Origin of the sequence: Pseudoalteromonas sp. SG44-8 (assembly GCF_014164125.1) — a bacterium.
Classification (GTDB): Bacteria; Pseudomonadota; Gammaproteobacteria; order Enterobacterales; family Alteromonadaceae; genus Pseudoalteromonas; species Pseudoalteromonas rhizosphaerae.
In genome coordinates, this window is record NZ_JACJEQ010000038.1 from 22,806 (window position 1) to 32,426 (window position 9,621).

Sequence of the window (9,621 nt, forward strand, 5' to 3'; positions counted from 1 at the left end):
AGCTGCATTTTTTAGATATTCTGTTAATCTGCGATTATAAAGCCAGCAACACGATTAATCTAATGAAAGAGATGCATCTTAAACAATTAAAACGACTTTCCCCACTTGGTGTACTACTCATCACTTTAGCTGGCTGCGGACAAAGCGGGCCACTGTATTTGCCAGAAGATAAAGCCGAGCCAAATAAACCACAACAAGTAACAACTCCAGTTACGCAAACACAGTCATCAACAATTGAATCGAAACAGGACCAATAATGGACTTTTTTGACTATAAAAATAATCAGCTGCATGCTGAAGACATCGCTGTCAAGGAGCTCGCCGCACAATACGGTACGCCTTGTTATATATATTCTCGCAAAACCTTTGAGCGTCATTACCTTGCCTTTGCACAGGCCGCGACCAATCATAAAAACTTAGTTTGCTATGCTGTAAAAGCCAATTCAAACATTGCTGTTTTAAATGTGCTGGCACGCTTGGGCTCAGGTTTTGATATTGTTTCTAAAGGTGAGCTTGCCCGCGTCATTGCGGCCGGAGGCGACGCTAGTAAAGTGGTTTTTTCAGGGGTTGCCAAAACAGCAGACGAGATTGCCTACGCACTCAAGCTCGGGATTAAATGTTTTAATGTTGAGTCTGTCTCAGAGCTAGATCGTATTTCACACGTTGCCAGTGAACTTAATTTAGTCGCGCCAATTTCAATTCGTGTAAACCCTGATATCGATGCGAAAACCCATCCGTATATTTCAACGGGTTTAAAAGAAAATAAATTCGGTATAGATATTCTTACTGCAACAAGTGTTTATCAGTATGCTGCGTCATTGCCTGGCCTAAAAATCACCGGGGTTGATTGTCACATTGGCTCACAGCTGACTGAAATCAAACCATTTCTCGAAGCACTAGACAAAGTACTGGCTCTAATTGACGATTTAAAAGCCAACGGTATTGAACTCAGCCATTTAGATATTGGCGGCGGTTTAGGCGTACCATACAATGGCGAAGCGCCACCGCATCCAAGTGAATATGTGGCACATATCACCGATCGTTTAACTGATTATCAACACTTAGAGCTTATTTTTGAACCGGGCCGTGCGATTGCTGCCAATGCGGGTATTTTGGTTACAAAAGTTGAGTTTATAAAACAAAACCAAGATAAATTTTTTGCAATCGTTGATGCCGGTATGAACGATATGTTGCGCCCTGCTTTATATCAAGCATGGCAAAGAATTGTGCCGGTAACGCCTCGTAATGACGACACACCCACATACAACTTTGATATTGTCGGTCCGGTGTGTGAAACCGGTGACTTTTTAGGTAAAGATCGCCTGTTAGCCTTACAACAAGGTGATTTACTTGCCCAGCGCAGCGCTGGTGCCTACGGCTTTACCATGAGCTCAAATTATAACTCACGGCCACGTGTGGCAGAGATCATGGTCGATGGCGAGCAGAGTCATTTGATCCGCGCGCGTGAAACTCTGGAAAGTCTATGGCAAGGCGAGAAAATTTTACCATAAACTTTTTGTAACGAGGCTGCTCTGTGGCATGATTAGCGCAGAGCAACCCGAATTAGAGCGCTATGTTAGTTAATTTTTCCAAAATGCACGGCCTAGGCAACGATTTTGTTGTAATTGATAACATTACACAAAACGTTTTCTTGTCACGAGACCAAATAAAAAAACTGGCAGATCGCCATTTCGGCATCGGCTTTGACCAACTATTAATGGTTGAAGCGCCTTATTCTCCGGATCTTGATTTCCATTATCGTATTTTTAATGCTGACGGTAACGAAGTAGAACAATGCGGCAATGGTGCTCGGTGTTTTGCCCGTTTTGTACGGATGAAAGGCCTTACAAATAAACATAAAGTCACCGTATCTACCAAATCAGGTAATTTAACCTTATACATCGAAAAAGATGGCCAAGTCACCGTCAACATGGGTCACCCTAATTTCGAACCGAGCAAAATTCCACTCAAAGCGACTAAGCGTGAACTGACTTATATTATTCGAGCAGAAGAACACACCGTATTTAGTGGTGCAGTATCAATGGGTAACCCACATTGTGTACTTGAAGTTGATGATATAGAGACAGCTGACGTCAGCACTTTAGGCCCGCTACTTGAAAATCATGAACGTTTTCCACAGCGCGTTAACGTGGGCTTTATGCAAGTGATTAATTCTGAGCATATTAAATTGCGAGTTTGGGAACGTGGCGTTAACGAAACGCTCGCCTGCGGTACAGGCGCATGTGCAGCAATGGTAATTGGCCAAATTCAAAGTAAATTATCCACTACAGTACAGGTCGATTTACCGGGCGGTAGTTTGCAAATTCGCTGGCAAGGTGAAGGCCATCCAGTGCGAATGACCGGCCCTGCAGAGCATGTATTTGATGGGCAGGTCGCTTTATGAGTAACTCAAACGACAAAGTAACTAGTGAGCAAGTGAGTGAGTTTTTACAACAAAACCCATTGTTTTTAGCTCAAAATCCAGCACTATTAGCCCAACTTGAGCTGCAGCAAGCGCAAGGCGCAACCTCATTAGTGCACATTCAACAGCGTCAATTGCGTGAACACAACACCATGTTGAAAAGCAAAATTGACAGCTTAATTAAGCACGCAAAAGAAAATGAGCTAATTTATGGCTTGTTCAGCGAGTGTCATCGCCAGCTTTGGACTAACTACGACTTTAAAACTTTAGCAATAAACTTACGCAATATTATTTGTACTAATCCGGCGATTAATGAATGCCACTTGCTTAAGTATGATAAAAAGTTTGCGCAACTAATTGAACACCGCTTAGAGCATAATGGCGTTTATCTGGGTCGCGTAAATCAGCAAGAGCGAGATTTACTGTTCAGCCCTGCTACACAATCAACTGCGCTCTATTTAATTGGTAACAGTCAGCACCCTATCGCTATTTTGGCCTTTGGCAGTGATGATGCAAACCACTTCGAACCGGCAAAAGATAGTTTATTTGTACTTGAGTTTGTTCGCTCACTGCAACTTAGACTGTTGGAATTGGAACTAGAGCAGGCATGAGCGAGCAGCAGCCGCCAAATGTTGATCAATTATGTGACAAACTAAGCGATAAGTGGCGCACGCCAATCCTATTATTTAGTGATTATCTGCGCTTCGAAAGACAATACTCACCACACACTATCAGCCAGTACACCAGCCAACTTAACTTCGCTGCATTGTATTTCAGCAAACTGTGTAATGATTGGTCAAGCGTACAGGGTGAGCATATACGCCGTTACAGCATGCAGCTTAGAAGCAAGCAACTAAGTGGCCGTACGATTAGTTTAAAGCTCAGCTGCATTCGCAGTTTGTATAAGTTTTTAAAGACCAAAGATAACAGTCAACAAAACCATTATCATAATCCGGCAGAAGCAATCAAAGGCCCCAAGTTTGCCAAACCCCTGCCTAAAAACCTTGATGTAGACCAAATGGCACGGTTACTTGATATTCACGATGATGATCCTCTTGCAGTTCGCGATCAGGCGATGATGGAGCTGATGTATTCGTCTGGCTTACGAATTAGTGAGTTAGTTGGTGCCAATATACAAGATATAAATCGCAGTGCGGGGGAAATATTAGTCCGCGGTAAGGGCAACAAAGAACGCCTGTTACCAGTGGGAGGCAAAGCGCTAGAATCATTAAATAAATGGCTTAAACTACGCCCTCAATTTGCTCATCCAGAAGAAATTGCAGTATTTGTCAGTAGCAAAAAGTGCCGTATTTCAGCACGTCACGTTCGACTTCGCATGCAAGAGTGGGGAATAAAACAAGGTATTAGCAGCCAAGTACACCCACATAAATTACGCCATTCATTTGCATCACATATTTTAGAATCATCGGGTGACTTGCGAGCAGTACAAGAGTTATTGGGTCACAGCAGTTTATCGGCCACCCAAGTGTATACCCATTTAGATTTTCAGCATTTAGCTAAAGTGTATGACAACACGCACCCTCGCGCTAAAAAACGTTCAAATACCGACTAGCAAGGAGCTTATATGATCCGCTTTAATCGTGCCATTTCACCTTTTACCGTATTGAGTTTTGACTTAGACGACACCTTATACAATAACCATCCGATAATTACAGCAGCCGTTCAAGCACAGATAAATTATCTAAATGCATTGCCAAACTGGCAAGCACAAGGTAAAGACTATTGGCAACAGTGCCGTGAGCAGGCGCTACTTGATAACCCCGAGTTAGTCGACAATGTTACGCAGTGGCGCAAAAGCACTCTGCGTACAGCACTGGCAAAGCTCGGTTATCAAAACGCAGAGCTCGAACACCATGCTAATAATGCTTATCAAGCATTTGCTGATGCCCGCAGCCAAATTGTAGTGGATGATAAAGTGCTCGATTTACTTTCACAACTGAGTAAACGCTATCGCTTAATTGCTATTACCAATGGTAATGTAGAAATTGAACGTTTTAACTTAAATGGTGTATTTGAACTGGTTTTACAAGCAGGTATTCACGGTAAAGCTAAACCTCATACCACGATGTTTGAACAGGCCGCCGCCGCGCTTGGCGTCCCAACCCAGCACATTTTGCACATTGGTGATAGTTTAGACACCGATGTACAAGGTGCGCATAATGCGGGTTGTCAGTCACTTTGGTTAAATGACCAACCAGCTAAATATGCCTACAAAGGCTTAGCCGATATTGAAATAACTGATATTCAAGCGCTTAAACACTTTTTAAGCCAGCCATAATATTCTAGGAGCGAGCAATGAAAGGGACTGCTGTTACTAAATTTATCACGCTGCTGCTACTGCTATCAGTGGCACTTAATGGCTATTTATTGTGGCCACAACAGCAAGCAACAGCCCCACAAGCAGCCGTTAAATTGTCGCCATCAGTTATCGTTGAAAACAATCAGCAATCACTCTATCAGCAAGCTCTACAGCAATTTAATCAGCGACAGTTTACGGCTGCCTTAGCCAGCTACCAAGCATTAACTACAAGCCAGCCATTACAAGCTGAACAACTTTACTTTTTATGGTTAGATAAACTCGATAACTGGTTAAAAAATAATGAGCTCACAGTTGCTGAGACTTTTTTGCAATTATTTTTAAATAGCTATCCATACGATATAAATATGTTACAGCTTGATGCCGAACGTTTAGTGAAAAACCAGCAGCTACACCAAGCTATTGTTGCGTTATTATCATTGCAATCACTTGCCAATGAAAGCCAGCAAGCAGCCATTAATATGCGTTTAATACAATTGACCATGGCACAAATAAAAACGCTTACAGAGCAGCACGCGTGGCAAAAAACCATTAATCAAACCTTAGTGTGGCTTGATTATGATAACGAAAATCCTAATTACTTATTCGCACTCGCTAATGCGTATTACCATCTCGGTGACCTGCTAAGCGCGCAAGCAACATTAGATCGCTTTCCTTTGGAGCATCCATTACAAGCGAAAGTTGCTGAATTACAAACACGCATAGCACAAGCGCAAAGCGGTATTGATCTGGTGCCATTACGTCCATACGGCGCACACTATTTATTAGATATGCAAATCAACGATGCGCTCAACACCCAACTAATGATAGATACCGGGGCAAGCTTTACCGTATTACCAAATAACGTATTTCAAGCATTACGGCCAATACCCGACTATATTGATAGCTTAAGCATCAATACCGCCAACGGCCAAGTAATCGCAAAACGTTACCAACTTGATTCAATTTTAATTGGCCAGCAATATATTGAAAACTTTGAAGTGTTAGTAATTGATAACCATAGTGGGTATGGATTACTCGGCATGAATTTTTTACAGTTGTTTAAATTTAATATTAATCAACAAACTAATCAGCTAGAGTTAGCTAAATAAGGATGACTATGACACTCAACGATTTTTTAAGCCGTCTGGCTAATGAGCCACACACCATTGCATTTGCCGATACGATGGCAGTGATTGAAGCAAACTATACTTTTACAGCCTGCGCATTCAATAACCACGGCTTAAAAAGTGCCGTTGGTGAAAATAATGGCTCATGTAAAATTTTTGCTTTTGCTAAACTAAACCAACTAAGTAAACAAAATACTCTAGATTGCTTTGGCGCGTTTTATCGTGATGATGTACTTGGCAATCCTAATGAGCACGATCACATGAACATTCGCACATTTATGTTAGCACCAGAAGTAACCCCCTTCTTGGGCATTACTTTTGATGGCGAACCATTAACAGCTAACTAAGTGATTTTTCCATAAAGTAGCGGGTGCCAGAGCGAGGATAATTATCGAGTTGATATTTAACTTCATAACCACGATGTTCATAAAATGGTTTAGCTTGAAAATCTAAAGTATCAAGCTGAACTTGCAGCGCACCTAACTGCTTACCCTTTAATTCGATCGCGCTAAGTAACTTACTAGCTAGGCCTTGACCGCGTGCTTTTTCATCACACCAAAGCCAATTTATTTGTAACCAGTTACCAAATAATTGAGCAGCTACAGCCGCCACCACTTGCTGATTTTCATCAACAAATTTACACCCCAATGGCAGTCTTTGTGCATCAAAGTGAGCTTGATTATAAGCAACTATTTGCTCACGCAATAACTGTTCTAATACCTGTGAATCATCATTTTCAAACTGATACATGGTCGCTTTTTACCAAGTTAAAAGGTCAGTTTAAATGACTAACAAGTTAATATAAATGATTTTTACCGTAAGGCACCTCAAGCATATTACTGCCCACTTTTTCAGGCTGGCCACACATTTCATCGTATGCGCTGGTATGACGCAATACCATTTGCGCATAACTAAGGTGGTCGAGTCGTTTTTGAATATGCAATGGGCTTAAGCCACGAATAAACTCCCCCTGCTCATCCGTTACATAATACTCAACATTGTTGATCATCACCGACACTTGGTATAAAGCCATTTCCAATGAGTGAACAATAACTTTTTGCAAAGGCTGATGGTTTTTAAGTTCTGATAATTTTATCGCCATGGTGAAACCCTTTTTACAGTGGATTAAGTTATCTGTACGTTGCTTTGATATACTTTGATCAATTTAAACCGAAGCGACTTAATTTATGAGCGAGAAAACTCGTCTAGCTAAATACCTTGCCCATGCTGGCGTTTGTTCTCGTAAACAAGCCTCGCGGCTGATTGATGAAGGTGTGGTGAGCGTAAATAACCGCCCAGCCAATCATATTGATCACGTTGATGATAACGACGATATACGCGTCAATAACACGCGCGTACAAGGTAAAGCAACGCGCGTTTATTATGCCTATCACAAACCGGTAGGAATTGATTGTAAACTCAATCAACATGACTCTAGCAGCTTAATTCACCATCTACCAACAGACACCCGCGTATACCCCATTGGCAGGCTAGATAAAGATTCTCGTGGTCTGTTAATACTGACTAATGATGGTGAATTTTGTAATCAGCTGATCCATCCTGACTTCCACCAGCCAAAACGTTATTTAGTCACTGTTGATAAACCGCTTAATGATGGCTTTAGCCAAAAAATGGCAAATGGTGTGCCTGTTGATAAACATATCACACTGCCATGCACCGTGGAGAAAGTAGCCGACTGCCAATTTAGTATTATTTTAAAGCAAGGGCTGAATCGCCAAATCCGAAAAATGGCCCATTACTGTGGCTATAAAGTGATTGATCTTTACCGAGAACAAATTGCCGAGCTTAATTTGGCCACCCTAAGCCTGCCAGAAAATACCTATCGTAAAATAAATAAATCTGACATTTTAAAAAACTAATTATTTTTATATAAAATAGTTGCAAAGTTTGATTACAGGTGTAATCTTAAGTTAAAGATTACACCTGTAGGCAATATATATATGATTGAATTATCAAAAGCAGAATTTGAAGTGCTCGATGCACTTTGGCTGAACTACCCTGCTACAGCAAGCCAAATTATCGAGCGTTTAAGCGACGATAAACAATGGCACGAAAAAACCATTAAAACCTTACTCGGTCGGTTAGTAAAAAAAGGCGCACTCAGCTTTGAAAAAGATGGCCGCCAGTATATTTACACTCCTTGCATGGAACGCGCTGAATACACGCTAAAAGAAAGTCAAAATTTTATTGAGCGTTTTTTTAGTGGCCGTATCGCGCCGTTAGTCAGCGGTTTTGCTAAATCTGAGCAACTTTCTCAACAAGACATCAACGAACTTAAAAAGGTGATTGATGACTGGGAAAAACAGCAAAAGTAAGGGCTTAATATGTTAGAAAACACCTTTAACTGGCTTCTTGAGCAGCAACTATTAATCAGCTTACTGATACTCAGTTTGCTGGTTTTAGAACGCTATTCACTAAAATGGCTCAATGCTAACTTTGTCTATAAGTTATGGCTAATGTTACCAATCACATTACTGCTAGCAAATATGCCAGAGCATTTTAAGCCGCTGCCAAACAACGTCATTAGCACTATGCTGATCAGCCCCAAGCAAGGTTTTTCAACAACGGTTAGTATTAGTTGGGTACTAGTTTATAGCGCTATATTTAGCATACTGGCGTTAACTGCCATCGTGGTACACCTGCGGTTTATCAACCAATTACGATTAACCAATCTTGATGATAAAGTGCTGATTGACGCACATCCCGACATGCAACTATTACAAAGTAGCGCCGTTAGTACACCAATGGTTATAGGGCTATTCAGTAATCAGCTAGTCCTACCAACCGCCTATACACAACACATTGATAGCACTGCGTTAACGCTGATCATTGAACATGAAAAAGTACATATAAAACGCGCCGATAATTTATTTAATGCGCTGGCATTAATGGCCACATTGCTGATTTGGTTTAATCCACTGGCTTGGCTTGGCTACATGAGCTTTAGACGCTTGCAAGAGCTGTCGTGCGACGAAAAAGTACTGACCAATAAAACTACTCAACAACGCATTTTATACAGTAAAGCTCTGATCAACTGTGCAGCAAATAGCCGTGCAGGGTTAATAGCTTACTCACACTATGGAGATAAAAACACGATGTTACAACGACTCAATCAAATCAAACACACCGGCAATAGCTCAATTATTGCCAAAGGCGCTTTACTTATTTTTGCAGCGGGTATGATCAGCAGCTTTGCTATCGCAAAACAACCTGAAGCAATAAGTAAGGTGCAAGCTATTTCACCCATCATGCGTATTGAGCCTATTTACCCGATACAGGCAGCTGAACAAGGTATCAGCGGTTCAGTAGTATTAAAATACGATATTAGCCCAGCCGGAAAGACACAAAATGTGTCGGTTGTGAATGCCAAACCTGAAAGAGTATTCGATAAAGAGGCAAAAAAAGCGCTAATGCAATGGCAATATAAGCCTTCAAATTCAGGCTTTAAAGATGTATTGGTACAGTTAGACTTTGCAATTGACAGTAATTACAAATCAGAAGAACTGATTGAAAAGGTGACTGTTGCGGCTAAGTAAATTTTAACAACCAAGACCCTAAAGCAAGCGCCTTATTGAAGCCGCTTGCTTTAGCGTTTTAAAAAACAAAGCTTATACCAATCGACTTAAATATTTAACCATTCTAGCGAGCTAAATAAAGCGCTAACTGCGTTATAATTTTTTCAAGTAGAACAACTACATGTCAAAATTTACGCCTTGTTATCACTGTATTTAT

At 41.1% G+C, this 9,621-nt stretch carries 13 protein-coding genes; 11 read left to right on the top strand and 2 right to left on the bottom strand.

All coding sequences use genetic code 11. The annotated features are described in order from the left end of the window. Positions 1-62 precede the first annotated feature (62 nt). The 8 genes from H5163_RS19245 to H5163_RS19280 all read left to right on the top strand — a co-directional run bounded on the left by H5163_RS19245 (position 63) and on the right by H5163_RS19280 (position 6,215). Positions 63-257 carry an LPS translocon maturation chaperone LptM gene (locus H5163_RS19245; RefSeq protein ID WP_145239946.1) on the top strand — a complete coding sequence of 65 codons (195 nt, stop codon included), beginning with the start codon at positions 63-65 and terminating at the stop codon, positions 255-257. After that, a complete protein-coding gene (gene lysA / locus H5163_RS19250) occupies positions 257-1,510 on the top strand; it encodes a diaminopimelate decarboxylase (RefSeq protein WP_145239948.1) in 1,254 nt (417 codons plus the stop codon). Before H5163_RS19245 ends, lysA begins: the two co-directional genes overlap by 1 nt. Before the next feature lie 62 nt (positions 1,511-1,572). Next, the gene (gene dapF / locus H5163_RS19255; protein ID WP_145239950.1) at positions 1,573-2,403 is read left to right on the top strand and encodes a diaminopimelate epimerase; all 831 of its coding nucleotides are present in this window, start codon (positions 1,573-1,575) and stop codon (positions 2,401-2,403) included. Further along, on the top strand, positions 2,400-3,032 hold the full coding sequence (locus tag H5163_RS19260) for a DUF484 family protein (RefSeq protein WP_145239952.1): 633 nt from the start codon (positions 2,400-2,402) through the stop codon (positions 3,030-3,032). The genes dapF and H5163_RS19260 overlap by 4 nt, the downstream gene beginning before the upstream one ends. Next, positions 3,029-3,994, top strand: coding sequence for a tyrosine recombinase XerC (locus H5163_RS19265; RefSeq protein WP_145239954.1), 966 nt, complete (start codon positions 3,029-3,031; stop codon positions 3,992-3,994). The genes H5163_RS19260 and H5163_RS19265 overlap by 4 nt, the downstream gene beginning before the upstream one ends. A gap of 12 nt (positions 3,995-4,006) precedes the next feature. Next, complete coding sequence (locus H5163_RS19270) at positions 4,007-4,720, top strand: HAD-IA family hydrolase (RefSeq protein ID WP_149982187.1); 714 nt, start codon at positions 4,007-4,009, stop codon at positions 4,718-4,720. Positions 4,721-4,737: 17 nt separating this feature from the next. Then, positions 4,738-5,850 (top strand): retroviral-like aspartic protease family protein, encoded by a 1,113-nt coding sequence (locus H5163_RS19275; RefSeq protein ID WP_145239958.1) that lies wholly within the window; start codon positions 4,738-4,740, stop codon positions 5,848-5,850. A gap of 8 nt (positions 5,851-5,858) precedes the next feature. Further along, on the top strand, positions 5,859-6,215 hold the full coding sequence (locus H5163_RS19280; protein WP_145239960.1) for a HopJ type III effector protein: 357 nt from the start codon (positions 5,859-5,861) through the stop codon (positions 6,213-6,215). Here the strand turns inward: H5163_RS19280 and H5163_RS19285 are convergent. Both H5163_RS19285 and H5163_RS19290 read right to left on the bottom strand, forming a co-directional pair. Next, positions 6,208-6,618: an N-acetyltransferase gene (locus H5163_RS19285; protein ID WP_145239962.1), complete on the bottom strand. Its 411-nt coding sequence runs from the start codon at positions 6,616-6,618 to the stop codon at positions 6,208-6,210. The two genes, H5163_RS19280 and H5163_RS19285, sit on opposite strands and share 8 nt — an antisense overlap. 46 nt (positions 6,619-6,664) lie before the next feature. Then, positions 6,665-6,970 carry a DUF6482 family protein gene (locus H5163_RS19290; RefSeq protein ID WP_182732290.1) on the bottom strand — a complete coding sequence of 102 codons (306 nt, stop codon included), beginning with the start codon at positions 6,968-6,970 and terminating at the stop codon, positions 6,665-6,667. 85 nt (positions 6,971-7,055) lie between these two features. Here H5163_RS19290 and H5163_RS19295 point away from each other — a divergent pair, with 85 nt between their 5' ends. From H5163_RS19295 to H5163_RS19305, 3 genes are all read left to right on the top strand, one after another. After that, entirely contained in the window at positions 7,056-7,748 is a 693-nt protein-coding gene (locus tag H5163_RS19295) for a pseudouridine synthase (protein ID WP_182735758.1), read from the top strand. Between the two features lie 81 nt (positions 7,749-7,829). Beyond that, positions 7,830-8,204 carry a BlaI/MecI/CopY family transcriptional regulator gene (locus H5163_RS19300; RefSeq protein WP_145239968.1) on the top strand — a complete coding sequence of 125 codons (375 nt, stop codon included), beginning with the start codon at positions 7,830-7,832 and terminating at the stop codon, positions 8,202-8,204. A gap of 9 nt (positions 8,205-8,213) precedes the next feature. Next, positions 8,214-9,425, top strand: a complete 1,212-nt coding sequence (locus tag H5163_RS19305; RefSeq protein ID WP_182735759.1) for a TonB family protein — start codon at positions 8,214-8,216, stop codon at positions 9,423-9,425. The last annotated feature ends 196 nt before the right edge of the window (positions 9,426-9,621 follow it).

Excerpts from the sequence above, each read along its gene's own strand:
- lysA (WP_145239948.1), top strand. The coding sequence starts at position 257 with ATGGACTTTTTTGACTATAAAAATAATCAGCTGCATGCTGAAGACATC.
- H5163_RS19290 (WP_182732290.1), bottom strand. The coding sequence starts at position 6,970 with ATGGCGATAAAATTATCAGAACTTAAAAACCATCAGCCTTTGCAAAAA.
- H5163_RS19265 (WP_145239954.1), top strand. The coding sequence starts at position 3,029 with ATGAGCGAGCAGCAGCCGCCAAATGTTGATCAATTATGTGACAAACTA.
- H5163_RS19295 (WP_182735758.1), top strand. The coding sequence starts at position 7,056 with ATGAGCGAGAAAACTCGTCTAGCTAAATACCTTGCCCATGCTGGCGTT.
- dapF (WP_145239950.1), top strand. The coding sequence starts at position 1,573 with ATGTTAGTTAATTTTTCCAAAATGCACGGCCTAGGCAACGATTTTGTT.
- H5163_RS19260 (WP_145239952.1), top strand. The coding sequence starts at position 2,400 with ATGAGTAACTCAAACGACAAAGTAACTAGTGAGCAAGTGAGTGAGTTT.
- H5163_RS19245 (WP_145239946.1), top strand. The coding sequence starts at position 63 with ATGAAAGAGATGCATCTTAAACAATTAAAACGACTTTCCCCACTTGGT.
- H5163_RS19275 (WP_145239958.1), top strand. The coding sequence starts at position 4,738 with ATGAAAGGGACTGCTGTTACTAAATTTATCACGCTGCTGCTACTGCTA.
- H5163_RS19280 (WP_145239960.1), top strand. The coding sequence starts at position 5,859 with ATGACACTCAACGATTTTTTAAGCCGTCTGGCTAATGAGCCACACACC.
- H5163_RS19270 (WP_149982187.1), top strand. The coding sequence starts at position 4,007 with ATGATCCGCTTTAATCGTGCCATTTCACCTTTTACCGTATTGAGTTTT.
- H5163_RS19285 (WP_145239962.1), bottom strand. The coding sequence starts at position 6,618 with ATGTATCAGTTTGAAAATGATGATTCACAGGTATTAGAACAGTTATTG.
- H5163_RS19300 (WP_145239968.1), top strand. The coding sequence starts at position 7,830 with ATGATTGAATTATCAAAAGCAGAATTTGAAGTGCTCGATGCACTTTGG.
- H5163_RS19305 (WP_182735759.1), top strand. The coding sequence starts at position 8,214 with ATGTTAGAAAACACCTTTAACTGGCTTCTTGAGCAGCAACTATTAATC.